A 25,089-nucleotide genomic window follows, 5' to 3' on the forward strand; every position below is an offset into this window, starting at 1 on the left:
GCCCGCATAGGCAGGGCCGCGAGCTTGGGTTCACAATGCGCCCTTCTTCACCCGACACCGGCCTTCCACGAGGGGGCCGCATGAACGCATGAAGCTCCCTGCCTCCCTGCGCCCCTCCTCGCTGGCCTGCGCCGCCCTGCTGAGCCTGGCCACCTTCAGCCCCTCCCTTGTCCTGCCCGCCAGCGCCGCCGCGCCCACCGCCAGCAGCGTGGCCTGGCAGGAAGCCGCCGGCGATGCCGACATCGAGAAGGCCTTCGCCCAGGCCCGCAGCGAGAAGAAGCCTGTGCTGCTGTACTGGGGCGCCAAATGGTGCCCGCCCTGCAACCAGCTCAAGGCCACGCTGTTCAACCGCCAGGACTTCATCGAGCAGACGCGCAGCATCGTCGCCGTGCACCTGGACGGCGACGTCCCCGGCGCGCAGAAGCTGGGCACCCGCTTCAAGGTGCGCGGCTACCCCACCCTCATCCTCTTCAGCAATGACGGCCAGGAGCTGACCCGCCTGCCCGGCGAGGCCGATGCCGCCCAGGTCATGAAGGTGCTGCAGCTGGGCCTGGCCGGCGGACGCCCGATCAAGTCCGTGCTGGCCGACGCCCGCGCCGGCAAGAAGCTCAGCGCCAACGAGTGGAAGCTCCTGGGCTTCTACTCCTGGGAGACCGACGAACAGCAGCTGGTGCCCGCCGCCCAGCGCCCCGCCCTGCTGGCCCAGCTGGCCGCCGCGGCGCAGGGCGTGGACGCCGAGACCGGCTCGCGCCTGTGGCTCAAGGCCCTGGCCGCGAATGAGGACGGCAAGAGCCTCAAGGTCGATGCCGCCCTGGCCGAGCGCGTGGGCAAGGTCCTGGCCAATGCCGCCGAGGCCCGCGCGCAGACCGATGCGCTGAGTTACGGCGCCCCGGAGATCGTGCGCAGCCTGGCCCCCAAGGCCGGCCCCGAGCGTCAGGCCCTGCTGGCCCAGTACGAAGCCGCGCTCAAGCGCCTGGAAGCTGACACCAGCCTCTCCCGTGCCGACCGCCTGGCGGCCCTGAGCGCCCGCGTGGAGCTGGCCCGCATCGACCTGCCCAGGGACGAGCGCCACCCCAAGCTGAATGCCGCCCTGCTGCAGGAGGTGCGCGAGGCCGCCGCCCGCCTCGACAAGGAAGTCACCGACGGCTACGAACGCCAGGCCGTGATCACCGAGGCCGCCGGCCTGCTGGGCGTCTCGGGCCAGTGGGAGCAGAGCGATGCCCTGCTCAAGGCCAGCCTGTCCAAGAGCCACTCGCCCTACTACCTGATGAGCATGCTGGGCGGTAACGCCAAGAAGCAGGGCAGGAAGGACGAAGCGCTGCGCTGGTACGAGGAGGCCTTCAACAAGAGCGAGGGGCCCGCCACCCGCCTGCAGTGGGGTGCCAACTACCTGGCGGCCCTCGTGGAGCTGGCGCCGCAGGACACGGCCCGCATCGAGAAGGTCGCCGGCCAGCTGTTCGCCGAGGCCGAAAAGGACAAGGGCGCCTTCTACGAACGCAGCGCCCGCTCGCTGAAGAAGGTCGGCAATGACCTGCAGGCGTGGAACAAGACCGGCCAGCACGAGGCCAGCCTGGGCAAGCTGCGCGGGCAGCTGGAGGGCATCTGCGCCAAGGTCGACACCGCCGACCAGCAGCGCGCCACCTGTGAAGGCCTGCTGAAGCCTGCAAAGAAGGGCTGATCGCCCGGCGAGCACCCACAAGAAAGGCGCCTCCTGCGAGGCGCCTTTTTCATGGGGGAGGCGAGGCGGCTTACTTGAGCAGGCCCTCGGCCTTCATGGCTTCCTGCACGGCGGGACGGTCAGCCACGCGGGCGCGGAAGGCGCCCAGCTGCTTCAGGCCGCTGATGTCCACGCCCACGTACTGGCCCCAGTTGCTCACCACGAAGAGGTAGGCATCCGCCACGCTGAACTGGCTGCCCAGCAGGTAGTCGCGGCCTTCCAGCTGGCTGTCCACCCAGGCCAGGCGCTTCTGCAGGGCTTCGCGGAACAGCGGCTTGGCGTCTTCCGGCGTGGCCGGGTTGAACAGGGGCGAGAAGCCCTTGTGCAGCTCGCTGGTGATGTAGTTGAGCCATTCCTGCAGGCGGTAGCGCGGCCAGCTGCCGTTGGCCGGGGCCAGCTGCTTCTCGGGCACCAGGTCGGCCAGGTACTGGACGATGGCCGGGCCTTCGGTCAGGCGCTCGCCGTTGTCCAGCTCCAGCACGGGCACCGAGCCCTTGGGGTTGATGGAGAAGAAGTCCGTGCCATCGGCCAGCTTCTTGGTCTTGGTGCTGGCCAGGACCGCCTCGAAGGGCAGGCCTGCCTCGCGCAGCACGATGTGCGGGGACAGGGAGCAGGCGCCGGGGCTGTAATAGAGCTTCATTGAACGTACCTCCAGATACGGTTGCTTGGGGCGTGAATTCGGCCAGACCTGCAGGAGTGGGTCCTGCGGGTGCGGAGCGCAACGATACGCCGGAGTGACACGGCGCGTGAGAAAGCCCTCGGCTGCAAGTCGTCGCAAAAGCTGCTACCGCCCGGCCCCGGATTCCCGCCAGTCGCCGCCCTGCGCTGCCATTCGCCGCATGGCCGTCCCGGCCGCCGGGTGCCCTTCTCATAATTCGCCCAGGCAAACAGGACCGCCGGGTCCGAGGAGGAAGACGATGAAGATCTGCCGAACACGGCATGGAGGACGCCTCGCCGTGCTGGTGGGCGTGCTGGTGGCGCTCATGAGCGCCCAGCACAAGGCCCAGGCGGCCACCCGCGCCTGCCGCATCGAGGGCATCCCCAACGAGCTGCAGTGCGGCATGCTCAAGCGGCCGCTGGACCCCGCCCGCGCCGACGGCCCGCAGGTCGAGGTCCACTACCTCGTGGTGCCCGCCATGGCCCGCAACAAGCAGCCCGACCCGGTGCTGATGCTGGCGGGCGGTCCCGGCCAGAGCGCCATCGGCGTGGCGCCCCTGGTGATGAGCCGCCTGGCGCGGCTGAACAACCGGCGCGACCTGGTCTTCATCGACCAGCGCGGCACGGGCAAGTCCGCGCCGCTGCAATGTGCCGACGACTCCCGGCTGCCCATGGCCGAGAGTGCCGACGAGGCCGCCAGCCTGCGCCGCGTCGAGCAGTGCCGCGAGCAGCTGCAGAAGCTGCCCTACGGCGACCTGCGCTTCTACACCACCACGATCGCCATGCAGGACTTCGATGCCGTGCGTGCCGAGCTGGGCGCCGAGCGCTGGAACCTGATCGGCGGGTCCTACGGCACGCGGGCCGCGCTGGAGTACCAGCGGCAGTTCCCGCAGCATGTGCGGCGCACGGTGATCGACGGCGTGGCACCGCCGGACCTGGTCCTGCCTGAAAGCCTGTCCGTCGACGTGCAGGCCGCCCTGGACGCCGAATTCAAGGCCTGCGAAGGCGAGCCGGCCTGCGCGAAGCGCTTCCCCCAGCTGCGCCAGCAGTGGACCCAGTTGCTGGCTTCGCTGCCGCGCACGGTGACGCTGAGGAACCCGCTGACGAACGAGCCGGAGTCCTTCACGCTGACGCGCAACCAGCTGCTGCGCACCATCCGCGGCCCGCTGTACGTGCCTTCGATGACCTCCCTGGTGCCCGCCGCCATCCAGGCCGCCAGCAAGGGCCAGTTCGAGGCCCTGGCCGGCCTGGGCGGCATGATGAGCAGCAACAAGGCCACACGCCTCGCCCTGGGCATGCACTTCTCGGTGATCTGCGCCGAGGACTTCCCGCGCATGGGCAAGGGCGCCGAAGCGCTGGGCAGCGACATGGGCCGCGTGGAAGCGGAATCCTACGACCGCATCTGCAGGAACTGGCCCCGCGGCGAGGTGCCGGCGGCCTTCTACCAGGTGCCACCCGCCCAGACGCCGGTGCTGCTGCTGTCCGGCGGCGCCGACCCGGTGACACCGCCGCGCCACGCCGAGCGCATCGCCAAGCTGCTGGGCGCCAAGACCCAGCACATCGTGGTGCCGCAGGCCGGCCATGGCGTGATGAGCCTGGGCTGCATGGGCGAGGTGCTGTACCGCTTCATCGACGCCAAGACCGACGCCACCGCCCTGCCCCAGGACGCCGCCTGCGCCATCAAGATCCCCAGGCCGCCCGCCTTCCAGCCCATCATCCGCACGGAGGTGCAGCCGTGATCCGCATCGAACAACTCTCCAAGCAGTTCATCACCCAGGCCGGCGGCAAGACGCTCTTCAAGCGCCCGCCCAAGCGCATCGTGAAGGCCGTGCAGTCCCTGAGCTTCCATGCGCCGGACGGCCGCATCACCGGCCTGCTGGGCCCCAACGGCGCCGGCAAGACCACGACGCTGCGCATGCTGGCCGGCCTCTTTCCGCCTGACCAGGGCAGCCTGGCGGTCGACGGCATCGACGTGCTCAAGAACCCCCGCGCGGCCCTGGCCCGCATGGGCATCCTGGGCGACGCCCATGGCCTGTACCCGCGCCTGACAGCCCGCGAGAACATCATCTACTTCGGCCGGCTGCAAGGCATGGAAGGCGAGGCCGCGGCTGCGCGCGCCGACGCGCTGGCCGAACTGCTGGACTTGCGCCGCATCCTGGACCGCCGCACGGAGGGCTTCAGCCAGGGCGAGCGCATGAAGACCGCGCTGGCCCGCGCCCTGGTGCACGATCCGGCCAACATCGTGCTGGACGAACCGACCAACGGCCTGGACGTGCTCGCCACACGAGGCCTGCGCGACGCCCTGCGCCATCTGCGCTCCCCGGCCGGCGGCAGCAAGTGCATCGTGTTCTCCAGCCACATCATGCAGGAGGTCGAGCAGCTCTGCGACCACGTGGTGGTGATGGCACGCGGACGCGCCGTGGCCCAGGGCAGCGTGCCCGAGCTGCTGGCGCAGACCGGCGAGACGCGCTTCGAGGAGGCCTTCGTGAAGCTGGCCTTTGCCGACAGCACCACCGATGACACCACCGAGGAGGCCCTGGCATGAGCGAGAACCCGAGCCCCGTTTCCAAGGAGCTGCTGATGAGCCCTGCACGCCCTCCCCTGTCCTTCCTGGCCCATGCCCGCATCGTGCTGTTCAAGGAACTGGTCGATGCGGTCCGTGACCGCCGCACCCTGCTGCGCATGCTGGTCCCGGCGGTGCTGATGGGCCCGCTGATGCTGATGGCGCTGTCCGGCCTGATCGCCTCGCTGGAGGAACGCGCCGAGAAGCGCGAGCTGATGGTGGCCGGCCTGGAGAACGCCCCGACGCTGGAGAACTACCTGCTGCGCCAGACCTACGCGCTCAAGGCCGCACCGGCGGACTACGAGCAGAAGCTGCGCGCCACCCAGTTGCTGGAACCGGTGCTGGTCGTTGGCAAGGACTTCGAGAAGCAGCTGCTGGAGGGTGACCGCCCCACGGTGGAGGTGGTCAGCGACAGCGCCAACCAGCGCGCCCAGGTGGCCGTGGGCAGCGTGCAGCGCCTGCTGCGCAGCTTCAACCAGGAGCGCGCAGGCCTGAACCTCGCCCTGCGCGGCATCTCGCCTGAACTGCTGCAGCCCGTGGGCATCGAGGAACGCGACCTGGCCAGCACCCAGGCCCGCGCGACCCGCATCACCAGCATCGTGCCCATGTTCATCATCATGGCCGTGCTCTACGGCGCGCTGACCGCCGCCCTGGACAGCACCGCCGGCGAACGCGAGCGGGGCTCCCTGGAGCCCTTGCTGATGAACCCGGCCTCACCGCTGGCCCTGGTGCTGGGCAAGTGGGGCGCGGTGGCGCTGTCCGGCGTGGCGGTGGCGGCACTGTCCAACCTGAGCTTCCTGCCGGCGCAGTACCTGATCCAGAGTGACAGCCTGCAGGCCATGTTCCAGTTCGGCTGGGGCGAGGCCCTGCGCTGCCTGGCCGTGCAGCTCCCGCTGGCAGCCGGCGTGGGCGCCCTGCTGATGGCGATGGCCGTGCGCACCAAGACCTTCAAGGAGGCCCAGGCCAGTGCCACTCTGGCCATGACGCTGATCAGCCTGGCGCCCATGGTGGGGCTGATGAACCCCGGCGGGGAGGCCGCCTGGTACTACTGGGTGCCGGGCCTGGCCCAGAACACGCTGATGCTGCAGGTGCTCAAGGGCGAAGGGCTGAGCCTGGCCAAGGTCCTGCCCTCGGTGCTGGTGTGCGGTGCCATGACCCTGGCCGGCCTGCTCTTCATTGCCCGCTCGATGCGCCAGGCCGTGGCCCGCTGAGCCTCACCGGCCGACACGGCAAAAGGCGCCTCGCAGGAGGCGCCTTTTTTTGTTGGAGGCAGGCAGAAAAATGACGCGCAGGATCAGTGCATCAGGCTGAGCGCCCGGTGCACTTCCTGCTGCCAGGGCAGGGCATGGACGATCTCGTTGAGCTGGCGTGCGGAATCAACCGGCGCCAGCACCTCGCCGCGCGGATTCAGGAACTGCAGATTGGTCACCAGCGACATGGGATCCACCATGGCCACCACGCCAACCGGCAGGCGGACCCAGTCCCAGGCCACCCCTGCCGTGCCATGCTGCCATTCACCTTTCCAGAGCGTCTGGCCCATGGCCGGGTGGTCGGCATCGCCCGGCACCAGAACACGGGTGCTGAGGTGGGCGAGTTGCAACTTCGGAGTGGCGTCCGTCGCGCACAGCAGGCGGGGCCAAGCGTAGACAATCCAGGCAGGTGTCATCGACAGGACTTGCTTGTTGTGGAGGATGACGGTCGGTGCTGCGCATCATCCTGTAAGCGCAGCCTGCTGGGACCTGCAAGTTGTTGCTAGCTGTAAACCCTAGCAGAACAGGCACCTCTAGCACTGACAATTCCCGGACAACTCCAATCTTCCCGAGGGATCCCCGGCCTCATGCTGCAAGGCAGTTTTCAATCGGTGCTGGAAGCCAAGAATCGCGACGAGTTCCGCGAGGAAATCGTGCGGTTTGCGCAGAACCTGGGATTTGAGACCGTCACCGCGACCGTTGTCCTGGATCGCGGGCCCGGCAATGCCGAGTTCATGTCCATTGACAACGCGCCGGTTGGTTTCAACGAAATCGCCTACGACCCCTCGCTTGGCAAGTTAGATCCGGTGATGCAGCACGTCAAACGACACAGCGTGCCCATCATCTGGAGCCAGTTCACCTATGTCCAGCATGGGCGCGGCGATCTATGGGAAGAACAGGCGCGATTCGGTTACTGCAGCGGCGTTTGCCTCGCGCTGCACCTGCCCGAAGGCCGGCACTTCATCATGGGCGTCGACCGGCGTGAATCCCTGCCGTCTGACCACCAGCAGCTCACGCGCGTGGTGGCGGACCTCCAGCTGTTTGCCGTCCATGCCCAGGAAGCAGCCTGGAACGTCTTCCTTCCCGAAGGAGCCTCGCTGGACCAGCAGCTTCCCAGCCTCACGCCTCGTGAGCTGGAATGCCTGCGCTGGACCATGGAGGGCAAGACGGCCTGGGAGGTCGGCGGCATCCTGGGCATCAGCGAGCGCACAGCCGTGCTGCATCTCAACAATGCAATGCACAAGATGGATTGCAACAACAAGCACCAAGCCGTCCTGAAGGCCCTGCGCCTGGGGTTGATCCGCTAAGGATCATCCCTAGGATGTAATGTGTGACAGTGGCCGCAGAAGGCTTCCAGTGATCCAATTGGCCAAACTAGCTTCCATTTGGAGCCAACTGGAGATTTTTTATGAATACTTTCCAAGAACTGAGCGCAAGCGAACTGGAGTGGGTTGCCGGCGGTGAAGACCCCTCGCCCAAGGGCACCTGGCTGAGCACCGGGCAGGATCCGTCCCCCAAGGGCACCTGGCTGGTGGCCGAGCAAGACCCCTCGCCCAAGGGCACCTGGCAGACGGCTGAAGAAGATCCCTCTCCCAAGGGCACCTGGTAAGCCGCCCCATGAAGTCCCCCCAAGAGGCTGGCATTTGCCAGCCTCTCGTCTTTCTGCCTTCCACCGCTACATGCCCCCGAGCGCCCGACGGCCCGGCTTGATGCGGCGCTGCGTGGCGCGCTGGCTGGGCCAGCGAAACCTGGCAAGACCTGACCCTGCGCGGCATGGCGCCCTGGCTCCCCTGGCCTATATTGCCGGCCACTATGGCCTGGCGGCGGAGGGCCTGATCGAAGCGCGCCCGGCCGGCAGCGGCCTGGAGGCGCTCTGCTTCCACGCCCTGGGCCTGGGCTTGAAGAGCCGGGTCGTGCGCCTGGACGCCGGCTCCCTCAACCGGCTTCAGCTGCCCTGCCTTGTGCGGCACGTGCAACTGGGGTGGATGCCGCTGGTAGCCGTTCACGAGGAGCATGTCACCGTGCAGCACCCGCAGCAGGGGCGTCTCAGCCTGCCCCGCGAGGCCTGGGCCATGGCCTTCATGGGCCTGGCGCTGGAGTTTCAGCGAGCCTCCTAGGCCCGCCTTCTGCAGTGCCACCGGCGGGTCTGAACGGCCCGCATGCCGCTGCGCGGAGCCACGGGCCGGATCAGGCGGGCGGCAGGGGCGAGGTCTGCTCCTCCATCCAGCCGAGCCAGCGCATCGCCTGCTCACGGCTCTCGCCGCACATCAGCTCGGAAGGCTGCAGGGAGCCGCAGACGGCCGGCCGCTCCGGCCGGCCGAAGATCTTGCAGCGGTCCTGATCATCCAGCTGCACGCAGCGCACGCCGGCCGGCTTGCTGATGCCATTCACCAAGGGCATGCCGGGAATGGGCGAGCTGATGGAAGGCGCGATGCAGCAGGCCGCACAGCGGGAACGGCACTCCATCAGCCCTGCTCCACCTGAAGGCGCAGCGGGCAGGCCCGCGCGAGTTGATCCGCCAGCTGGGCCCGCAGGGAACGCAGCTCGTCGAGCCTGGCGTCGATCTGTGCCAGCTTGCCCTGCAGCAGGGCCTGCACCTGGACGGCGTCCAGCCCGCCGGCCTGCAGGGCGTCCATCTGGCCCAGGACTTCGCGGATCTCCGCCAGGCTGAAGCCCAGGCCCTGGGCCAGGCGGATCAGGGTCAGGCGCGCCGCCGCTTCCGGTGCATAGCGACGATAGCCCTTGGCGGTGCGCAGGGCGTGGAGGAGGCCCTGGCGCTCGTAGAAGCGCAGGGTGTCGTGGCTGAGGCCGCTGAGTGCGGCAAGTTCGCCGATGAGCATGTCCGGGCAGTCGAGGCAATGAAGCGAATGTGCTTGACCCTGGAGTGTAGTCAAGGCTCGAGCATGGCGCTTTCCACTTCCGCGTTCCGCCATGTCCACCCCCATCCTCATCACCGGCGCGAGCGGCCAGATCGGTCGCTGGCTCCTCCATGCCTTGCTCCAGCGAGCCCTCGCACAACCCCTGGCACTCGCTCTGCGTGATCCCGTCGCGCAGCTGGAGAGCCTGCGCCGGTGGTTGTCAGCCCGCGGCATTTCCGACGCCCGGCTGGCCCTCCTGGCCGCGCATCCCTACCGGCTGGAGGACGTCGCCGCTGCGCAGGCGCTGGTCCGGGCGCAGCGTCCCCACACGCTGCTGCACCTCGCCGCCCGTTTCGAATGGGGGCTGGATGCCGACGAGGCGCGGCGCGCCCAGCTGCAAGCCACCGAGGCGCTGTGGGAAGCCCAGACCGACCCCCAAGGCCACGCCGGCCGATTCGTGGCCCTGGGCGGCTACATGACCCAGCATCGCCCGCAACTGGACAAGCTGGGCATCCGCCCCGAGGGCCCGGTGGATTGGCAGCGCATCTACCGTCGAATCGGCGGCTATGAGGCCAGCAAGCTGGAGACCCAGGTCCACATGAGCGCGCTGGCCCGGCGCCTGGGGCGGCCCTGGCTGTGCGTGCATCCGGCCACCGTCTGCGGGCATTCGGTCGAGGGAGAACTGCCTGCGCACGCGGCGCTGCATGCGCTGTGCCGCCAGCTGATCCGCGGTCGCCTGCAGGCACTGCCGGGCTCTCCCCGGCACCTGCTGCCTCTGGTCAGCGTGGACGAGGTGGCCGGCTTCCTCGCCCATCTGGCCCTGGACCCGGAGGTCCGCTCCGGCGACTTCCTGTTGATGGATCCGGCCTCCCCGCCCTTGCACGACCTGATCCGGGCGCTGGCAGCCTCGTTGAACGTGAAGGCCCCTCGCTGGGCCCTGCCCGTCGCCCTGATGCAGCGCCTGCTGCGCCTGCCCGGCGTCGCTGCCTGGAGCGGCGCCTCTGCCGAAGGCCTGGATTTCCTGATCCAGGACCCCGCCTTCGACACCGGACCAGCCCAGGCCCTGAACCAGCGCTGGGGCCTGCGCGCCGCGCCCCTGGCCCAGGCCCTGGCCGCCACGGCGCGCTTTGTCGCGGGGGACCTCAGCCACCCGCCGACCCGGCCCACCGCGGCCTGAGCGCACAGGGTGCTGCCGCAGGGCGTATGCAGGGCCGTGGGGATGATGGCGCCCAGCTCGCACTTATCCACAGGCCCCGGTAAAATCCTTGCCCTTCCCGCTGCTGATCTCGGGCCCCACGCTGTCAAGGCGCTGGCGGGCCCCTGCCCTTGCCATGCTGTATCCCAAAGAGTTCGACGTCATCGTGGTTGGCGGCGGTCATGCCGGCACCGAGGCCGCCCTGGCCGCTGCCCGCATGGGCGTGCGCACGCTGCTGCTGACCCACAATATCGAGACCCTGGGGCAGATGAGCTGCAACCCGTCCATCGGCGGCATCGGCAAGGGGCATCTGGTCAAGGAGGTGGATGCGCTGGGCGGTGCCATGGCAGCGGCCACGGACGAATCGGGCATCCAGTTCCGCATCCTCAATGGCTCCAAGGGACCCGCGGTGCGCGCCACCCGCGCCCAGGCCGATCGCGTGCTCTACAAGGCGGCCATCCGCCATCGTCTCGAGAACCAGGCGAACCTGTGGCTGTTCCAGCAGGCGGTGGACGATCTCATGGTGGAAGGCGATCGCGTCGTCGGTGCCGTGACTCAGTCCGGTTTGCGCTTCCGCGCGCGTGCCGTGGTGCTGACGGCGGGCACCTTCCTTGACGGTCGCATCCACATCGGCCTGGAGAACTACAGCGCCGGCCGCGCGGGTGATCCGCCGGCGGTGAGCCTGTCTGGCCGACTGAAGGAGCTCAAGCTGCCACAGGGCCGCCTCAAGACCGGCACCCCGCCGCGCATCGACGGCCGCAGCATCGACTTCTCGCAGTGCACCGAACAGCCGGGCGATCTGGACCCCGTGCCCGTGTTCAGCTTCATGGGCTCGGCGGACCAACATCCCCGCCAGCTACCCTGCTGGATCACCCACACCAACGAGCGCACGCACGCCGTCATCCGCTCCGGCTTTGACCGCAGCCCCATGTTCACCGGCGTGATCGAAGGCGTGGGCCCGCGCTATTGCCCCTCCATCGAGGACAAGATCAACCGCTTCGCCGACAAGGACTCGCACCAGATCTTCCTCGAACCCGAGGGCCTGAGCACGCACGAGTTCTATCCCAACGGCATTTCCACCTCCCTGCCCTTTGACATCCAGCTGGCGGCCGTCCAGACCATCCCAGGCCTGGAGAACGCGCACATCCTGCGCCCGGGCTATGCCATCGAATACGACTACTTCGACCCGCGCGAGCTGAAGTCCAGCTTCGAGACGCGAGCCATCCAGGGCCTGTTCTTCGCGGGCCAGATCAACGGCACCACGGGCTATGAGGAAGCGGCCGCCCAGGGTCTCTTCGCGGGCATGAACGCCGCCCTGCAGGTGCAGGGGCGCGAGGCCTGGCTGCCCGGCCGCGAACAGGCCTACCTGGGCGTGCTGGTCGATGACCTCATCACCAAGGGCGTGACCGAGCCCTACCGCATGTTCACCAGCCGCGCCGAGTTCCGTTTGCAACTGCGGGAAGACAACGCCGACATGCGTCTGACCGAAAAGGGCCGCGAACTGGGCCTGGTGGATGACGCGCGCTGGGATGCCTTCAATCGCAAGCGCGATGCTGTTTCACGTGAAACAGAGAAGCTGAAGAGCACCTGGGTCCATCCTGGCATCCTTCCAGCGGCAGACGCCGAGCGCCTCGTGGGCAAGGCCCTGGAGCGCGAATACAACCTGGTCGACTTGCTGCGCCGGCCCGGCGTGAGCTATGGCACCGTGGTGGAGGTCGCCGCCATTGCGCGGCCCGAAGCCGGTGTTTCACGTGAAACCCTCGATGCCGAACTGGGGAGCACCCTGGCCGCAGCCGTGATCGAGCAGGTGGAGACCAGCGTCAAGTACGCCGGCTACATCAGCAAGCAGACGGAAGACGTCGCCCGCGCGGCCCATTTCGAGCATCTCAAGCTGCCCGAGGAGCTGGACTACGCCCAGGTCACCGCCCTCTCCTTCGAGGTTCGCCAGAAGCTCAACAAGCACCGGCCCGAGACCCTGGGCCAGGCCTCGCGCATTTCGGGCGTGACGCCTGCAGCCATCTCCCTGCTCCTGGTCCACCTGAAGAAGGGTCGTTTCAAGGGCTTCGCGGACGATGCCCGGATCAGCGCATGAGCCACCTGCCTGCCCGCGACTGCCGGGCGCAGGTGGCGGCGCCTGCCTCCCCGGCCTTCCCTCATCACCCAAGCCTGAGACCCCCCACCGCATGAGCGCCACCGAACTTCTTGCCCCCTTGCGTGAGGCCGCCCGGACCCTGGGCCTTGACCTCAGCGAGACCCAGCTGCAGCAACTCCTGGACTATCTGGGCCTGATCCAGAAATGGAACAAGGTCTACAACCTGACCGCCGTGCGTGATCCGCAGGCCATGCTGGTCCAGCATCTGGTGGACAGCCTCAGCTTGATTCCGGCCCTGCGCCGCCATCTGGCCACAGCTACGGCCGCAGATCCGACCGCACGGCCGGGCCTGCGCCTGATGGACGTCGGCAGCGGCGGTGGCCTGCCCGGCGTGGTGGTGGCCATCTGCGAACCCGGCCTGGATGTCAGCTGTGTGGACGCCGTGGCCAAGAAGGCCAGCTTCATCCAGCAGGTCGCGGCCGAGCTGCGTCTTCCCAATCTGCATGGCCTGCATGCCCGCGTGGAGGACCTGAAGGTGCCGCCCTTCGACGTCATCACCTCCCGGGCCTTTGCCTCGCTGCTGGACTTCACCACCCTCACCCGCCAGCATCTCAAGCCCGGCGCCATCTGGCTGGCCATGAAGGGTCAGCACCCGGACGACGAGCTCGCCGCCCTGCCCCCGGACCTGAGCGTGTTTCACGTGGAACAGCTCCAGGTGCCCGGCCTGGACGCCCAGCGCTGTCTCATCTGGATCAAAACCGCCGCATAAGCTCGGTGCCTCTCACCATCCCAAGTACGATAGCCCCCCTAAGCACACCACGCACCCGATGACCGAGTGGAGCCCGAAGTTCCGGCTTCGCCGGGCCTGCCCTTCCGGGGATGCCCGCAGCGCGTAGGGGGGAGCCACCATGAAGATTTTCTGCGTCGCCAATCAAAAAGGTGGGGTCGGCAAGACCACCACCACCGTCAATCTTGCTGCGGGCCTGGCCAAGGTCGGCCAGCGGGTGCTGGTGGTCGACCTGGACCCGCAGGGCAATGCCACCATGGGCTCGGGCGTGGACAAGCGGGCGCTGGAACTGAGCGTCTACGACGTGCTGCTGGAGTCCGCCAGCATCGCCGAAGCCCGGCAGCGCAACGAGAAGGTGGGCTACGACGTGCTCGGCGCCAATCGCGAACTGGCCGGTGCCGAGGTCGAGCTGGTAGAACTCGAGCGCCGCGAGCGTCGTCTCAAGGCCGCGCTGAAGGCCGCCGAGGGCGACTACGACTTCGTGCTGATCGACTGCCCGCCGTCCCTCTCCATGCTGACGCTGAACGGCCTGTGCTCGGCCCACGGCGTGATCGTGCCCATGCAGTGCGAGTACTTCGCCCTGGAGGGCCTGTCGGATCTGGTGAACACCATCAAGCAGGTCCACGCCAACCTGAACCCCGACCTGCAGATCATCGGCCTGCTGCGCGTCATGTTCGACCCCCGCATCACGCTGCAGAACCAGGTCAGCGAGCAGCTGAAGGCGCACTTCGGCGAGAAGGTCTTCGACACCGTCATCCCGCGCAATGTGCGCCTGGCCGAAGCCCCCAGCTACGGCCTGCCGGGGGTGGTCTTCGATCCCTCGTCCAAGGGCGCCCAGTCCTTTGTCGAGTTCGCCCGAGAAATGGTGCGCCGCATCTCGGCCATGTGACATGGACGCCGCCGAGCTGGCTGAACTGGGACGACAGGCCGAACAAGCCGGTCTCAACGCCACCTCGCCGCCGCAGGAATCCCGCATCGAGGGCTGGCTGATCCGGCTCTCCCCCGGTCAGGCCAAGCGCGCCCGCTGCATCAACGCCCTCGAGCCGGGCTCCCTGCCCGTGGAGGAACTGCTGGCCCGCTGCGCCCGCAGCTTCCATGCCGCAGGCCTGCCCCTGGTGGTGCGCATCACGCCCTTCACCCAGCCGCCGGAGCTGGATGCTTTGCTGGCCGCCAAGGGCTGGCCCGCCTATGACGCCGCCGAGGTCCTGGTGCGGCCCCGGCTGGACGATGTCATGGGCTGGCCCCTGCCCGGGGGTCAGGTCTTGCATGCGGTGGATGCCCTGGACTTCGCCCGCCAGATGGGCGAGCTCAAGGGCAGCAGCGCGCTCGAGGTCCAGTCCCAGGCCGAGCGGCAATCGCAGTCCCCTGTGCCCTACCAGGGCTTCTGGCTACGCCGCAACACCATCCGCGGCTGGGAGCTGCTCGCCTGCGGCCAGATCGCCCGCGAGGGCGACTGGGTGGGCCTCTATGACATCTACACGCCCGCCCCCTTCCGCGGCCAGGGGCACGCCCGCAGCCTGTGCCTGGCCCTGCTGCAGCAGGCCTGCGCACAGGGCGCGCGCCGGGCCTATCTGCAGGTGGGCGAGGCCAATGCACCGGCCCTGGCCCTGTACCGCGGCCTGGGCTTCCAGCAGGCCTATCGCTACCACTTCCGCAGCCCGCCGCAAGACCTTCGCTGAGCCCTCCAGCCAAGCGGGGCGAGGCAAGCACATCGTTACATCATGTAGAAGTGTGCTGGGTAGCATCCCGCTGCATTGCCACTCCCATGAAAGACGCTGTCGATGCGCCTCTCCAGCCTCCCCCGCCTGACCCGCCCTGCCCTGCTGCTGGGTCTGGCCCTGAGTGCCTTCGCGGCCCAGGCCGCAGCGCCCAGGGCCGACGTTCCCGGGGCCAAGGACCACCCGGTCCTGCAGCGCTTCAGCGGCAGCCTGCTGGTGGGCTATGCCCAGCAGGACTGGGACCAGCGCCAGTTTCCCGATGCACGCGGCGCCGCCAAGGACGACAACCGCTTTGCGAATCCGGTCGCTGTCGAAGGCAAGGTGACGCGGTTGTTCTACCTCGCCCCCCTGGGCAAGAGCCCGCTGGAGGTTTTCCGGAACTACCAGCAGGCCCTGATGGCCGCGGGCTTCAAGACCACCTGGACCTGCGAGACCGAGGCCCAGGGCTGCGCCCGCGCCTACTTCGCGCTGGACGGCTACGAGCGCGCCAAGGGCATGCGCTGGGCTGAGGGTGACCTGCCCGGCATCGACGCTGCCTACCGCGACAGCAGCTGGAACCTGGAGATGTCCCTGAGCTACGAGCAGGGGCGCATGCTGGTGGGCACGCTGCCCAGCGGCGGCCGCAACCTCCAGGTGCTGCTCTACACCTCGATCGCCGACAACGCCCACACCGGCCGCACCGCCACCTACATCGAGATCGTCGAGCCCAAGGCCATGGCCACCGGCCAGGTCACGGTGGACGCCAAGGCCCTGGGCCAGGGCCTGCAGACCGAGGGCAAGATCGCGCTCTACGGCCTGTCCTTCGACACCGGCAAGACCGAGGTCAAGCCCGAGAGCCAGGCGCAGCTGGACCAGATGGTTGCCGCCCTCAAGGCCCAGCCTGCGCTCAAGGTGCTGATCGTCGGCCACACCGACAACGTCGGTGGCATCGACGCCAATCTGGCGCTGAGCCAGGGCCGGGCGCAGGCCGTCGTCGCGGCCCTCGTGCAGCGCGGCATCGCGGCCGGCCGGCTGCAGGCCCGCGGCGTTGCCAACTTCGCCCCACTGGCCAGCAATGCCGGCGAGGACGGCCGCGCCCGCAACCGTCGCGTGGAGATGGTGCTGCAGTAAGCAGCCCTCCCCCGCCCCTGCATCCCGCAGGGGAGCCCGGCGGCGGGCTTCCCCTGATTCCTGGAGAAAACCTCATGGCATCCATCCGTGCACTCGGCGCCGGCGCCCTCCTGGCGCTGGGCACCGCCCTGTCACCCCTGCCCTCCCGGGCCGACGTACCTGCTGCCGACGTACCCGGCGGCAATGACCACCCCGTACTCCGACGCTTCACCGGCAGCGTGCTCGTGGGCTTCGCCCAGCAGGACTGGGAGCAGTCCAGCTTCCCGGACGCCAGCGGCGTTGCCAAGAACGGCGACAAGTTCGCCAACCCGCAGACCCTGGAAGGCAAGATCACCCGCCTGTTCTACCTGGCCCCGCTGGACAAGGGCCCGCTGGAGGTCTTCCGCAATCACCAGCAAGCCTTGCAGGCCGCCGGCTTCAAGACCGTCTGGACCTGCGAAAGCAAGGAGCAGGGCTGCACCAAGGCCTACTTCGCGCTGGACAAGAATCAGCGCCTGCGGGGCATGAGCTGGGCCAAGGGTGACCTGCCCAACATGAGCAAGCCATCCGGCGGACGCTGGTCCCTGGAAGCCAGCATCACCACCGACGGCGGCCGCATGCTGGCCGGCCAGTTGACCCAGGGCGGCCGGACCTTGCACCTGCTGCTCTACACCTCGTTGGCCCAGAACGACTACACCCACCGCACGGCCACCTACATCGAGATCATCGAGCCCAAGGCCATGCCCACCGGCCAGGTCACGGTCGATGCCGGCGCCATCGGCCAGGGCCTGAAGGCCGAGGGCAAGGTGGCGCTGTACGGTCTCTTCTTCGACACCGGCAAGAGCGAGGTCAAGCCCGAGTCCCAGGCCCAGCTGGCCGAAATGGCCCAGGTGCTGAAGGCCGATCCCAAGCTGCGGGTCTTCATCGTCGGCCACACGGACAACGTCGGGGGCTTCGAGGCCAACCAGGTGCTGTCCCTGGCCCGGGCGCAGGCCGTGGTCGCCGCGCTGGGCAAGCCGCCCTACGGTATCGAGGCCAGCCGCCTCAGTGCCAAGGGCGCCGCCAATATCGCGCCCCTGGCCTCCAATGCCGACGAGGACGGCCGTGCCCGCAACCGGCGGGTGGAGATGGTGCTGCAGTAAGCGTCTGCCGCTTCAGCAGGGCCGGGCCCGCGGACCTCAGTCCCGCGGCCGCCAGACCTTCAGCAGGGTGTGCCGGGTGAAGCCGGGCACGAAGTCGTGGACGTGGGCGATGCAGGCATAGCCCAGGTGCTCGTAGATCGCCGCGGCTTCGTCGAGCAAGGTCTCGACCAGGGCGTCCCGGCAGCCGCGCCGCAGGGCCTGGGCTTCCAGGCGGCGCAGGGTGTCCCCGCCCAGGCCCTCACCGCGGCGGTCCGGGTGGACCCACAGGTAGTCGATGTAGAGCCGCTCGAACTCGGTGCGGCCGCAGGCACCGGCCAGCAGGGTGCCGTCCTCGTCATGGACGGCGCAGGCGATGTCCCGGGCATCGCTGCCCTGGGCCTGCTGCCGGCCGTGCAGGATCACGCCCTCGCGCAGGGCCTGCAGGTCTGCTGCGGGCACCGCCTCGTCGCTGCTCCAGTGCATGGAGGGCGGGCTCAGACCAGGCCGAGGGTCTCGTCCACGCCCAGGTGCACGTTCATGCTCTGCACCGCGGCGCCGCTGGCGCCCTTGCCCAGGTTGTCCAGGCGGGCCATGACGAGGATTTGGGTGTCACTGCCGAAGACGAAGAGGTCCACGCGGTTCGTGTCATTGCAGGCCTGCACGTCGAAGAAGCCGCTGGCCAGGGTGTCGGCATCGCGCAGAGGCATCACGCGGATGAAGCGCTCACCCTCGTAGTGCGCGGCCAGGGCCTCGCGCACCTGCTCGGGGCTGGTGCCCGCACGCAGCTGCTGCAGGTGCAGGGGCACGGTGACGGCCAGGCCCTTGTAGAAATCGGCCACGATGGGCATGAACACGGGCGCCGTCTTCAGGCCGGTGTGCGCCATCATCTCGGGCAGGTGCTTGTGGGCCAGGCCCAGGGCATAGGGGCGCGGCGACTTCAGCTGGGCATTCCCGCCGGCCTCGTACTCCGCGATCATGCCCTTGCCGCCGCCGGAATAACCGGTAATGGAGGTGGCCGAGATCAGGGCCTCGGGCGCCAGCAGGCCGGCATCCACCAGGGGGCGCACGGCCAGGATGAAGGCGCTGGCGTGGCAGCCCGGGTTGGCGATGCGCTTGGCACCGCGGATGGCCTCGCGCTGGCCCCTGCACAGCTCCGGCAGGCCGAAGGTCCAGCCCGGCACGGTGCGGTGGGCGGTGCTGGCGTCGATCAGGCAGGTGTTGGGGTTGCTGATCATGGCCGCGGCCTCGCGGGAGGCGGCATCCGGCAGGCACAGGAAGGCCACGTCGGCGGCGTTGAGCAGGCGGGCACGCTCGGCGGCGTCCTTGCGCTTGTCGGCGTCAATGCGCAGCACCTCGATGTCGCTGCGCTGGGCCAGGTACTCATGGATGCGCAGGCCCGTGGTGCCCTCCTGTCCATCCACAAACACGGTGTACGTCATGAGATCTCCAGCACAATCAATGGGAACAATACGACAGCATAAGGGATGACCCGGCCCCCCGGCTGTGCAGGGCGGGCCCCATCCTTCGCCCCTGATGATGCCTCTGCCCTCCTGTGACACGCCCCCACCCGTCTACCTGCTGCCCGGCTGGCTCAATTCCGATCCTGAGCACTGGCAGAGCCGCTGGGAGCGGCAGCTGGGCCATGTCCGCATCGAGCAGGCCGACTGGGATTGGCCGCGCCGCGGCGACTGGATGGCGCGGCTGGACGAGGTGCTGCTGACCGACCCGCGCCTGGCGCAGACACCCGCCGTGCTCGTGGCCCACAGCCTGGGCTGCCAGCTGGTGGCGGCCTGGGCCGCGCATTCGCAGCACACCGGCCGCGTGCGCGGCGCCCTGCTGGTGGCGCCGCCCGACACCGAGCGCGAGGACATGCCGCCCCAGCTGCACAACTGGCGGCCCATCCGCCGCCCTCGCCTGCCCTTCCCGGCCATTGCCGTGGTCTCGTCCGACGACCCCTACTGCGCGCCCGAGCGGGCCGGCCAGATGGCCGCCGACTGGGGCGCCCGCCTGGTGATGGCGGGACCGCGCGGCCATCTCAACACCGAAAGCGGCCTGGGCGACTGGCCCGAGGGCCAGGCTCTGCTGGCGACGCTGTGCGGCGAGACGCGCTGAGACGCTCTGAGAGAGGCCCGGCCGCGCTCAGCCCTCGCGCTCCGCCCAGACCCAGCCGCTGACCCCGGCGCTGAGGCCCAGCACGCAGGCCAGGACGACGCCCAGCGCCGGCGTGAGCAGGCCTGCCGCTCCACCGGCCAGGGCCTGGGGCAGCAGGCCCGTGCCGGCCAGCTGCCAGACCAGCAGACCGCCGCCCAGCCCCGCCCCCCACAAGGGCGCCTTCGAGCGCCGACGGTAGCGCCCGGGGTCGGGCAGGCGCTGCATCAGCGCCGCGCTGAAACCGTCGTCCGGCACCGGGTCGAGCCGGGCCTGGGCCAGCCAGGCGTCCAGCACGGCGTCGTCGTCCGGATCCGAAGGCCCCAGGGTCTCGTGATTCAACTCGCTCATGGCGTCGTCTCCTTCCAGTCCTGCAACCAGCTTCGCAGACGCTGCTTGCCTCGTTGCACATGCGACTTCAGCGTGCCCAGGGGCAGTCCCATCACCTGGGCGGCCTCCTCGTGGCTCAGGCCCAGCTCGGCGCAATGCATCAGGGCCTGGCGCTCCGGGCGGGGCAGGCGCTCCAGGGCCTGCTGCAGGTCCAGGCGCAGGGCCGGCGAGGGGCCGAGGTCGGCACCAGCCGCGCCTTCCAGGTCCGCGTCGTCCTCCAGGGGGAGGTGGCGCTTGCGACGCGACTCCAGGAACACGGTGTAGGCCAGGCGGAACAGCCAGGTCGCGAAGCGGGCCTCGCCGCGGTACTGGTCCAGCTTGCGCCACAGACGCAGGAAGACCTCCTGCGCCAGCTCGTCCGCCTGGGCGGCGTCGCCGTGAAGCAGGCGGCGCAGCTGGGCCCGGACCAGGCCCTGGTGGCGCCGCAGCAGCTGCTCGAAGGCCTGTGCCTCACCGGTGTCCAGCACCCGCCGCACGAGGAGCCGGTCCAGCCGGTCCTCCGGGTCGAGGGGCTCAGCCATCGGCCCGCTGGCCGCGCTGGCCCAGCCACCAGCTGGCCAGGTAGCCCAGGCCCACCATCAGCGGCAGGCAGGCCAGGCCCCACAACTCGCCCAGGCGATGCCCCTCGCTGTACTCCAGCGGCAGCAGCTGCAGGCTCAGCCAGATGCCCACGGCCGCGCTGACCAGCACCAGGCCGCGGCGGCGGTCCGCCTCGGTCGGCGTGGGCTCCTTCAGCAGCTCCGGCGGCAGCACCTGATGGCGGTCGGCCAGGTCCAGCAGGAAGCGGTAGCGCTGTTCCTTCTGGCGGGTCTGGTGGCGCATCAGGCGCAGCAGCACCATCACCGGGCCGATGATGGCGACCAGCGTCACCACGATCATTCCCAGGCCTACAAACAGCTCGTTCACGTTGTCCATCGTCGTAATCCTTCGTCATGACGGGGTCAGGCCGCTTCCGGCCGGGCCGCGGTGCGGGGCTCAGAGGCCCAGCAGTTTCGATACTTCGTCCAGTTCGCCCAGGATCTCTTCCCGCTCGCCTGGCATGGCGCTCGGTGCCTTGGCCTGCACCAGGTCCTTCAGCGCCCGGCCATAGGCCACGCGTCGCGCCTCTGGGGCCTTGACGCGCTCGTCGGGCTGGACGCCGTGCCCTTCCCAGTTGCCACCCGTGACCGGGCTCACCGAGCGCGCCAGCGAAACCCACAGGCGGAAGTGCGGATGCACAGTGCGGAAGGCGCCGGGATTGGCTCCGCCGCCGCTGGGTTCGCCGACCACCGTGGCGCGGCCGGCCTGCTGCAGGTCGTAGGCCAGGTGCTCGCCGGCCGAGAAGGTCTTGCTGCTGGTGAGCAGGTACAGCGGGACTCGGCTCAGGTCCGGCCCCGGCAGGCCGGCCTGCGTCTTCAGGGCTTCGCTGGAAGCATCACGGGCACGGACCATGGAACTCAGGGCTGTCTGCGGCGGCAGGAGGTGGCTGGCCAGCCATTGCACCATGTCCGGGCTGCCGCCGCGGTTGCGGCGAAGGTCCAGGATCAGGGCATCGCTCTGCGCCAGCACCTGCAAGGCGGCCGCCATCGTGGGCGCGCAGGCCTCGGGCGGGGCCATGGCATCCACGCGCAGGTAGCCGATATTGCCGGGATAGTGCTCCACGCGCTCCACACCACAGTTCAGGTGGCGCATCACCTCGGGGGGTGGGCCCGAGGGGCCCTCCTCGGCCGCGTCAGCGTCCAGCGGCAAGGCCTCGGGGCTGTAGACCAGGCGGGCATGGGCATCGTTGAGCTGATCCTGCAGCAGGCGGGTCCAGGCCTCGGCCAGGACCGGGCCTGGCAAGGCCCCGGCCTGCGGCTTCAGGGCTGCCAGCGCGGCGGGGACCCGGGTCAGGTCGTGATAGTCCCGGTTCAGGCGCAGGCCGATCTGCTGGCCCAGGGCCGCCTGTTCCGCAGGTGGCAGGACCAGGGGAGAGCCGACGCCTGGCGCGGCCATGCTCAGCGGGCTCAGCATCAGGGCGGCCGCCAGGGCCAGGCCTTGTGTCTGCCGTTTCATCTGGGGTGTCGACATGCAAGCGCTCCTCGTTTCAGGACCCCGCCACATGGAGGTCTCTTCTGCTTGGATGCAGGGAGCGCCGATCTGGATGCAGGTCGCCTGAAAAAATCCTCCGGCGCTGCGCGCAGGGGCGCAACGGCACTTTGCGACAATCCACCCCATGGTCACGAAAAAACCCAAGGGGCTCGGCATGGGCCTGGAGGCCCTGCTGGGCCCCAAAGTCTCTGAAACGCCCGCCGCGCGCGAAGGCGAGCCCAGCACACTGCGCCTGGAGCAGATGCAGGCCGGCAAATACCAGCCCCGCACGCGCATGGACGAGGGCTCGCTCTACGAGCTGGCCGAGAGCATCAAGGGCCAGGGCATCATGCAGCCCATCCTGGTCCGCCCCATTGGTGCCGACGCTTCCAAGGACGGCGTGGCCCGCTACGAGATCATCGCCGGCGAGCGCCGCTTCCGTGCCGCCAAGCTGGCCGGCCTGCGCGATGTGCCGGTGCTGGTCAAGGCTGTGCCGGATGAAGCCGCGGCGGCCATGGCCCTCATCGAGAACATCCAGCGCGAGGACCTCAACCCGCTGGAAGAGGCCCAGGGCCTGAAACGCCTCACGGACGAGTTTGGGCTCACTCACGAGCAGGCTGCACAGGCCGTGGGCCGCTCGCGCAGCGCCGCCAGCAACCTGCTGCGCCTGCTGAACCTGGCCGAGCCGGTGCAGGCCATGCTGATGGCGGGTGACCTCGACATGGGCCATGCCCGCGCCCTGCTGGCCCTGGACGGCGCCCATCAGATCACCAGCGCGACTGAAATCGCCGCCAAGAAGCTGAGCGTGCGCGAGGCCGAGAAGCTGGTGCAGCGCCACCAGGGCGCCGGCCGCCAGGCACCGCTGCTGCGCGTCAAGGGCGACAAGAGTCGCGACGTGCTGCGCCTGGAGGAAGAGCTGTCCGATCTGCTGACCGCACAGGTGGAGATCCGCGTGAAGAAGAAGACGCGGCGCGGCGAGTCCGGCGAGATCGCCATCCAGTTCAGCTCGCTGGACGAGCTCAACGGCCTGATCGAGCGCCTGCGCGGGCCTCAGTGAAGCCTTTGTGAGTCCGCGCCGCGCCTGACACGCGTCCACGCTCCCAAAGCCGTGCCCTGTGCACGGCTTTTTTTCACGCCTTTCGACACCGGATTCCCTGCCCGCGCATCATGCAGGGGTCTATGCTGTAAACGCGCCCCCGCAGGACAGCGTTGCGAAGTCATCGTGAAAGGACTACAAGTGAAGCCATGAGGGGTCAGGTCTTGTGTCCTTCCTTGCCGCGACAAGCGGCGTAGGATGGGAACCGGCCCCTGATTGCAGCAGACAGGCCTCGAGAAGTCGCCCCGCACGGGCCTTTTTCGAGGACTGCCGGATCCCCCGCTGCACGACGCTGCTGACCAGCGCTGATGCTCGGAAAGCTCTGATGACGCCTTGCCCCAGGACGTCACCAGAACTTCCCGGACGATGCCGGATGTCATATGCCCGGCATCGCCTCCAACGAACACAGGAGGTCAGCATGGACGTGATCAGCAACTACACCGCACGCTACGAGCGCAGCCGGATCGAAGAGCTCTCGCTCGAAGAGTACCTGGCCGAGTGCAAGCGCAATCCCCTCGCCTACGCCACCGCCGCGGAGCGCATGCTCAAGGCCATCGGCGAACCGCAGATGGTGGACACGCGCAACGACCCACGGCTCTCGCGCATCTTCGCCAACAAGACCATCAAGCTCTATCCCGCCTTCGCCGAGTTCTACGGCATGGAGGAAGCCATCGAGCAGGTCGTCAGCTACTTCCGCCACGCCGCACAGGGCCTGGAGGAAAAGAAGCAGATCCTCTACCTGCTGGGCCCGGTGGGCGGCGGCAAGAGCTCCATCGCCGAGCGGCTCAAGCAGCTGATGGAGCAGGTGCCCTTCTACGCGCTGAAGGACTCGCCGGTGAACGAATCGCCGCTGGGCCTCTTCGACCCGGTGGAGGACGGCCCGCTGCTCGAGAAGGAGTTCGGCATCCCCAGCCGCTACCTCAACCGCATCCTCTCGCCCTGGGCCGTCAAGCGCCTGGACGAGTTCGGCGGCGACATCCGCAAGTTCCGCGTGATCAAGCGCTACCCCAGCGTGCTCAAGCAGATCGGCGTGGCCAAGACCGAGCCGGGTGACGAGAACAACCAGGACATCTCCAGCCTGGTGGGCAAGGTCGACATCCGCAAGCTCGAGACCTACGCGCAGGACGACCCCGATGCCTACAGCTACAGCGGCGGCCTGTGCCTGGCCAACCAGGGCCTGCTGGAGTTCGTGGAGATGTTCAAGGCGCCCATCAAGGTGCTGCACCCGCTGCTGACCGCCACGCAGGAAGGCAACTTCAAGGGCACCGAAGGCTTCGGTGCCATCCCCTTCGACGGCATCGTGCTGGCGCACAGCAACGAGAGCGAGTGGAAGACCTTCCGCAACAACAAGAACAACGAGGCCTTCCTCGACCGCATCTACATCGTCAAGGTGCCCTACTGCCTGCGTGTCAGCGAGGAGATGAAGATCTACGAGAAGCTGATCCGTGGCTCCTCGCTCGCCGAGGCCAAGTGCGCCCCGGGCACGCTGAAGATGATGGCGCAGTTCGCGGTGCTGACCCGGCTGAAGGAGCCGGAGAACTCGACGCTCTATTCCAAGATGCAGGTCTACGACGGCGACAACCTCAAGGACACCGACCCGCGCGCCAAGAGCCTGCAGGAGTACCGCGACTACGCCGGCGTGGACGAGGGCATGAACGGCATCAGCACGCGCTTTGCCTACAAGATCCTTTCCAAGGTCTTCAACTTCGACCCCAGCGAGGTCGCGGCCAATCCGGTGCACCTGATGTACGTGCTGGAGCAGCAGATCGAGCGCGAGCAGTTCTCGGGCGAGCTGGAGCAGAAGTACGTCGGCTTCATCAAGGAGGCGCTGGCGCCGCGCTATGCGGAGTTCATCGGCAAGGAGATACAGACGGCCTACCTGGAGAGCTATTCCGAGTACGGTCAGAACATCTTCGACCGCTACGTCACCTACGCCGACTACTGGATCCAGGACCAGGAGTACCGCGACACCGACACCGGCGAGGTCTTCGACCGTTCGGCGCTGAACGCCGAGCTGGAGAAGATCGAGAAGCCCGCGGGCATCAGCAATCCCAAGGACTTCCGCAACGAGATCGTCAACTTCGTGCTGCGGGCCCGCGCCAACAACGCCGGCAAGAACCCGGCCTGGACCAGCTACGAGAAGCTGCGCACGGTGATCGAGAAGAAGATGTTCTCCAACACCGAGGAGCTGCTGCCCGTGATCAGCTTCAACGCCAAGGCCAGTGCCGAGGAGGCCAAGAAGCACGAGAACTTCGTGCAGCGCATGGTCGACAAGGGCTATACGGCCAAGCAGGTGCGCTTGCTCTGCGAGTGGTACCTGCGCGTGCGCAAGAGTAGCTGACCGGACCACCCCCTACGC

At 68.6% G+C, this 25,089-nt stretch carries 27 protein-coding genes; 17 read left to right on the plus strand and 10 right to left on the minus strand.

Annotated elements, in window-relative coordinates:
* Positions 1–88: 88 nt before the first annotated feature.
* Entirely contained in the window at positions 89–1,678 is a 1,590-nt protein-coding gene (locus O9Y01_RS06085; RefSeq protein ID WP_269630644.1) for a thioredoxin family protein, read from the plus strand.
* A 70-nt stretch (positions 1,679–1,748) separates the two neighbouring features.
* On the opposite strand, the gene gstA is transcribed toward O9Y01_RS06085, so the two are convergent.
* Complete coding sequence (gstA, locus tag O9Y01_RS06090) at positions 1,749–2,357, minus strand: glutathione transferase GstA (RefSeq protein WP_269630645.1); 609 nt, start codon at positions 2,355–2,357, stop codon at positions 1,749–1,751.
* 277 nt (positions 2,358–2,634) lie between these two features.
* Here gstA and O9Y01_RS06095 point away from each other — a divergent pair, with 277 nt between their 5' ends.
* The 3 genes from O9Y01_RS06095 to O9Y01_RS06105 are packed head-to-tail and all read left to right on the plus strand — an operon-like array spanning position 2,635 to position 6,148.
* A complete protein-coding gene (locus O9Y01_RS06095) occupies positions 2,635–4,113 on the plus strand; it encodes an alpha/beta fold hydrolase (protein WP_269630646.1) in 1,479 nt (492 codons plus the stop codon).
* A complete protein-coding gene (locus tag O9Y01_RS06100; RefSeq protein WP_269630647.1) occupies positions 4,110–4,919 on the plus strand; it encodes an ABC transporter ATP-binding protein in 810 nt (269 codons plus the stop codon). The genes O9Y01_RS06095 and O9Y01_RS06100 overlap by 4 nt, the downstream gene beginning before the upstream one ends.
* Complete coding sequence (locus tag O9Y01_RS06105) at positions 4,916–6,148, plus strand: ABC transporter permease (RefSeq protein ID WP_269630648.1); 1,233 nt, start codon at positions 4,916–4,918, stop codon at positions 6,146–6,148. The genes O9Y01_RS06100 and O9Y01_RS06105 overlap by 4 nt, the downstream gene beginning before the upstream one ends.
* Before the next feature lie 83 nt (positions 6,149–6,231).
* On the opposite strand, the gene O9Y01_RS06110 is transcribed toward O9Y01_RS06105, so the two are convergent.
* Positions 6,232–6,537: a hypothetical protein gene (locus O9Y01_RS06110; protein WP_269630649.1), complete on the minus strand. Its 306-nt coding sequence runs from the start codon at positions 6,535–6,537 to the stop codon at positions 6,232–6,234.
* Between the two features lie 237 nt (positions 6,538–6,774).
* On the opposite strand from O9Y01_RS06110, the gene O9Y01_RS06115 reads away from it, so the two are divergent.
* The 3 genes from O9Y01_RS06115 to O9Y01_RS06125 all read left to right on the plus strand — a co-directional run bounded on the left by O9Y01_RS06115 (position 6,775) and on the right by O9Y01_RS06125 (position 8,304).
* Positions 6,775–7,494: a helix-turn-helix transcriptional regulator gene (locus tag O9Y01_RS06115; protein ID WP_183102512.1), complete on the plus strand. Its 720-nt coding sequence runs from the start codon at positions 6,775–6,777 to the stop codon at positions 7,492–7,494.
* 101 nt (positions 7,495–7,595) lie between these two features.
* Positions 7,596–7,796, plus strand: a complete 201-nt coding sequence (locus tag O9Y01_RS06120) for a hypothetical protein (RefSeq protein ID WP_269630650.1) — start codon at positions 7,596–7,598, stop codon at positions 7,794–7,796.
* 70 nt (positions 7,797–7,866) lie between these two features.
* Positions 7,867–8,304 (plus strand): cysteine peptidase family C39 domain-containing protein, encoded by a 438-nt coding sequence (locus O9Y01_RS06125; RefSeq protein WP_269630651.1) that lies wholly within the window; start codon positions 7,867–7,869, stop codon positions 8,302–8,304.
* Between the two features lie 70 nt (positions 8,305–8,374).
* On the opposite strand, the gene O9Y01_RS06130 is transcribed toward O9Y01_RS06125, so the two are convergent.
* Positions 8,375–8,653 carry a YkgJ family cysteine cluster protein gene (locus O9Y01_RS06130; RefSeq protein WP_269630652.1) on the minus strand — a complete coding sequence of 93 codons (279 nt, stop codon included), beginning with the start codon at positions 8,651–8,653 and terminating at the stop codon, positions 8,375–8,377.
* Entirely contained in the window at positions 8,653–9,027 is a 375-nt protein-coding gene (locus O9Y01_RS06135; protein WP_269630653.1) for a MerR family transcriptional regulator, read from the minus strand. Before O9Y01_RS06135 ends, O9Y01_RS06130 begins: the two co-directional genes overlap by 1 nt.
* Before the next feature lie 91 nt (positions 9,028–9,118).
* On the opposite strand from O9Y01_RS06135, the gene O9Y01_RS06140 reads away from it, so the two are divergent.
* From O9Y01_RS06140 to O9Y01_RS06170, 7 genes are all read left to right on the plus strand, one after another.
* Positions 9,119–10,222 carry an NAD-dependent epimerase/dehydratase family protein gene (locus O9Y01_RS06140; RefSeq protein ID WP_269630654.1) on the plus strand — a complete coding sequence of 368 codons (1,104 nt, stop codon included), beginning with the start codon at positions 9,119–9,121 and terminating at the stop codon, positions 10,220–10,222.
* A 154-nt stretch (positions 10,223–10,376) separates the two neighbouring features.
* The gene (mnmG, locus tag O9Y01_RS06145) at positions 10,377–12,332 is read left to right on the plus strand and encodes a tRNA uridine-5-carboxymethylaminomethyl(34) synthesis enzyme MnmG (RefSeq protein WP_269630655.1); all 1,956 of its coding nucleotides are present in this window, start codon (positions 10,377–10,379) and stop codon (positions 12,330–12,332) included.
* 91 nt (positions 12,333–12,423) lie between these two features.
* Positions 12,424–13,101: a 16S rRNA (guanine(527)-N(7))-methyltransferase RsmG gene (gene rsmG, locus O9Y01_RS06150; RefSeq protein ID WP_269630656.1), complete on the plus strand. Its 678-nt coding sequence runs from the start codon at positions 12,424–12,426 to the stop codon at positions 13,099–13,101.
* A gap of 139 nt (positions 13,102–13,240) precedes the next feature.
* On the plus strand, positions 13,241–14,008 hold the full coding sequence (locus O9Y01_RS06155) for a ParA family protein (RefSeq protein WP_269630657.1): 768 nt from the start codon (positions 13,241–13,243) through the stop codon (positions 14,006–14,008).
* A 1-nt stretch (position 14,009) separates the two neighbouring features.
* Positions 14,010–14,798: a GNAT family N-acetyltransferase gene (locus O9Y01_RS06160; protein ID WP_269630658.1), complete on the plus strand. Its 789-nt coding sequence runs from the start codon at positions 14,010–14,012 to the stop codon at positions 14,796–14,798.
* Positions 14,799–14,900: 102 nt separating this feature from the next.
* Positions 14,901–15,947, plus strand: coding sequence for an OmpA family protein (locus O9Y01_RS06165; RefSeq protein ID WP_269630659.1), 1,047 nt, complete (start codon positions 14,901–14,903; stop codon positions 15,945–15,947).
* Positions 15,948–16,021: 74 nt separating this feature from the next.
* Complete coding sequence (locus O9Y01_RS06170) at positions 16,022–17,068, plus strand: OmpA family protein (protein WP_269630660.1); 1,047 nt, start codon at positions 16,022–16,024, stop codon at positions 17,066–17,068.
* A gap of 36 nt (positions 17,069–17,104) precedes the next feature.
* Here the strand turns inward: O9Y01_RS06170 and O9Y01_RS06175 are convergent, their stop codons facing one another.
* Together O9Y01_RS06175 and argC are read right to left on the minus strand one after the other, a co-directional pair.
* Entirely contained in the window at positions 17,105–17,530 is a 426-nt protein-coding gene (locus O9Y01_RS06175; RefSeq protein WP_269630661.1) for a GNAT family N-acetyltransferase, read from the minus strand.
* An 11-nt stretch (positions 17,531–17,541) separates the two neighbouring features.
* The gene (gene argC, locus O9Y01_RS06180; protein ID WP_269630662.1) at positions 17,542–18,486 is read right to left on the minus strand and encodes an N-acetyl-gamma-glutamyl-phosphate reductase; all 945 of its coding nucleotides are present in this window, start codon (positions 18,484–18,486) and stop codon (positions 17,542–17,544) included.
* Between the two features lie 94 nt (positions 18,487–18,580).
* On the opposite strand from argC, the gene O9Y01_RS06185 reads away from it, so the two are divergent.
* Positions 18,581–19,159, plus strand: a complete 579-nt coding sequence (locus tag O9Y01_RS06185) for an RBBP9/YdeN family alpha/beta hydrolase (RefSeq protein ID WP_269630663.1) — start codon at positions 18,581–18,583, stop codon at positions 19,157–19,159.
* Positions 19,160–19,186: 27 nt separating this feature from the next.
* Here the strand turns inward: O9Y01_RS06185 and O9Y01_RS06190 are convergent, their stop codons facing one another.
* From O9Y01_RS06190 to O9Y01_RS06205, 4 genes are read right to left on the minus strand one after another with little or no spacing between them, the layout of a single operon-like run.
* On the minus strand, positions 19,187–19,546 hold the full coding sequence (locus O9Y01_RS06190; protein WP_269630664.1) for a hypothetical protein: 360 nt from the start codon (positions 19,544–19,546) through the stop codon (positions 19,187–19,189).
* Positions 19,543–20,106, minus strand: a complete 564-nt coding sequence (locus O9Y01_RS06195; RefSeq protein ID WP_269630665.1) for an RNA polymerase sigma factor — start codon at positions 20,104–20,106, stop codon at positions 19,543–19,545. The genes O9Y01_RS06190 and O9Y01_RS06195 overlap by 4 nt, the downstream gene beginning before the upstream one ends.
* Positions 20,099–20,500: a DUF6249 domain-containing protein gene (locus O9Y01_RS06200; protein WP_269630666.1), complete on the minus strand. Its 402-nt coding sequence runs from the start codon at positions 20,498–20,500 to the stop codon at positions 20,099–20,101. Before O9Y01_RS06200 ends, O9Y01_RS06195 begins: the two co-directional genes overlap by 8 nt.
* Positions 20,501–20,560: 60 nt before the next feature.
* The gene (locus O9Y01_RS06205) at positions 20,561–21,634 is read right to left on the minus strand and encodes a S41 family peptidase (RefSeq protein WP_269630667.1); all 1,074 of its coding nucleotides are present in this window, start codon (positions 21,632–21,634) and stop codon (positions 20,561–20,563) included.
* A gap of 145 nt (positions 21,635–21,779) precedes the next feature.
* On the opposite strand from O9Y01_RS06205, the gene O9Y01_RS06210 reads away from it, so the two are divergent.
* Positions 21,780–22,691: a ParB/RepB/Spo0J family partition protein gene (locus O9Y01_RS06210; protein WP_269630668.1), complete on the plus strand. Its 912-nt coding sequence runs from the start codon at positions 21,780–21,782 to the stop codon at positions 22,689–22,691.
* Between the two features lie 457 nt (positions 22,692–23,148).
* The gene (locus O9Y01_RS06215; RefSeq protein WP_269630669.1) at positions 23,149–25,071 is read left to right on the plus strand and encodes a PrkA family serine protein kinase; all 1,923 of its coding nucleotides are present in this window, start codon (positions 23,149–23,151) and stop codon (positions 25,069–25,071) included.
* The last annotated feature ends 18 nt before the right edge of the window (positions 25,072–25,089 follow it).

The sequence above is a fragment of the Pelomonas sp. BJYL3 genome (assembly GCF_027257975.1).
GTDB classification, from domain to species: domain Bacteria; phylum Pseudomonadota; class Gammaproteobacteria; order Burkholderiales; family Burkholderiaceae_C; genus Roseateles_B; species Roseateles_B flavus.

Excerpts from the sequence above, each read along its gene's own strand:
- O9Y01_RS06155 (WP_269630657.1), top strand. The coding sequence starts at position 13,241 with ATGAAGATTTTCTGCGTCGCCAATCAAAAAGGTGGGGTCGGCAAGACC.
- O9Y01_RS06205 (WP_269630667.1), bottom strand. The coding sequence starts at position 21,634 with ATGTCGACACCCCAGATGAAACGGCAGACACAAGGCCTGGCCCTGGCG.
- argC (WP_269630662.1), bottom strand. The coding sequence starts at position 18,486 with ATGACGTACACCGTGTTTGTGGATGGACAGGAGGGCACCACGGGCCTG.
- O9Y01_RS06190 (WP_269630664.1), bottom strand. The coding sequence starts at position 19,546 with ATGAGCGAGTTGAATCACGAGACCCTGGGGCCTTCGGATCCGGACGAC.
- O9Y01_RS06185 (WP_269630663.1), top strand. The coding sequence starts at position 18,581 with ATGATGCCTCTGCCCTCCTGTGACACGCCCCCACCCGTCTACCTGCTG.
- O9Y01_RS06130 (WP_269630652.1), bottom strand. The coding sequence starts at position 8,653 with ATGGAGTGCCGTTCCCGCTGTGCGGCCTGCTGCATCGCGCCTTCCATC.
- O9Y01_RS06135 (WP_269630653.1), bottom strand. The coding sequence starts at position 9,027 with ATGCTCATCGGCGAACTTGCCGCACTCAGCGGCCTCAGCCACGACACC.
- O9Y01_RS06125 (WP_269630651.1), top strand. The coding sequence starts at position 7,867 with ATGCCCCCGAGCGCCCGACGGCCCGGCTTGATGCGGCGCTGCGTGGCG.
- rsmG (WP_269630656.1), top strand. The coding sequence starts at position 12,424 with ATGAGCGCCACCGAACTTCTTGCCCCCTTGCGTGAGGCCGCCCGGACC.
- O9Y01_RS06215 (WP_269630669.1), top strand. The coding sequence starts at position 23,149 with ATGGACGTGATCAGCAACTACACCGCACGCTACGAGCGCAGCCGGATC.
- O9Y01_RS06200 (WP_269630666.1), bottom strand. The coding sequence starts at position 20,500 with ATGGACAACGTGAACGAGCTGTTTGTAGGCCTGGGAATGATCGTGGTG.
- O9Y01_RS06085 (WP_269630644.1), top strand. The coding sequence starts at position 89 with ATGAAGCTCCCTGCCTCCCTGCGCCCCTCCTCGCTGGCCTGCGCCGCC.
- O9Y01_RS06095 (WP_269630646.1), top strand. The coding sequence starts at position 2,635 with ATGAAGATCTGCCGAACACGGCATGGAGGACGCCTCGCCGTGCTGGTG.
- mnmG (WP_269630655.1), top strand. The coding sequence starts at position 10,377 with ATGCTGTATCCCAAAGAGTTCGACGTCATCGTGGTTGGCGGCGGTCAT.
- O9Y01_RS06115 (WP_183102512.1), top strand. The coding sequence starts at position 6,775 with ATGCTGCAAGGCAGTTTTCAATCGGTGCTGGAAGCCAAGAATCGCGAC.
- O9Y01_RS06165 (WP_269630659.1), top strand. The coding sequence starts at position 14,901 with ATGCGCCTCTCCAGCCTCCCCCGCCTGACCCGCCCTGCCCTGCTGCTG.
- O9Y01_RS06175 (WP_269630661.1), bottom strand. The coding sequence starts at position 17,530 with ATGCACTGGAGCAGCGACGAGGCGGTGCCCGCAGCAGACCTGCAGGCC.
- O9Y01_RS06210 (WP_269630668.1), top strand. The coding sequence starts at position 21,780 with ATGGTCACGAAAAAACCCAAGGGGCTCGGCATGGGCCTGGAGGCCCTG.
- O9Y01_RS06140 (WP_269630654.1), top strand. The coding sequence starts at position 9,119 with ATGTCCACCCCCATCCTCATCACCGGCGCGAGCGGCCAGATCGGTCGC.
- O9Y01_RS06195 (WP_269630665.1), bottom strand. The coding sequence starts at position 20,106 with ATGGCTGAGCCCCTCGACCCGGAGGACCGGCTGGACCGGCTCCTCGTG.
- O9Y01_RS06170 (WP_269630660.1), top strand. The coding sequence starts at position 16,022 with ATGGCATCCATCCGTGCACTCGGCGCCGGCGCCCTCCTGGCGCTGGGC.
- O9Y01_RS06160 (WP_269630658.1), top strand. The coding sequence starts at position 14,010 with ATGGACGCCGCCGAGCTGGCTGAACTGGGACGACAGGCCGAACAAGCC.
- O9Y01_RS06120 (WP_269630650.1), top strand. The coding sequence starts at position 7,596 with ATGAATACTTTCCAAGAACTGAGCGCAAGCGAACTGGAGTGGGTTGCC.
- gstA (WP_269630645.1), bottom strand. The coding sequence starts at position 2,357 with ATGAAGCTCTATTACAGCCCCGGCGCCTGCTCCCTGTCCCCGCACATC.
- O9Y01_RS06105 (WP_269630648.1), top strand. The coding sequence starts at position 4,916 with ATGAGCGAGAACCCGAGCCCCGTTTCCAAGGAGCTGCTGATGAGCCCT.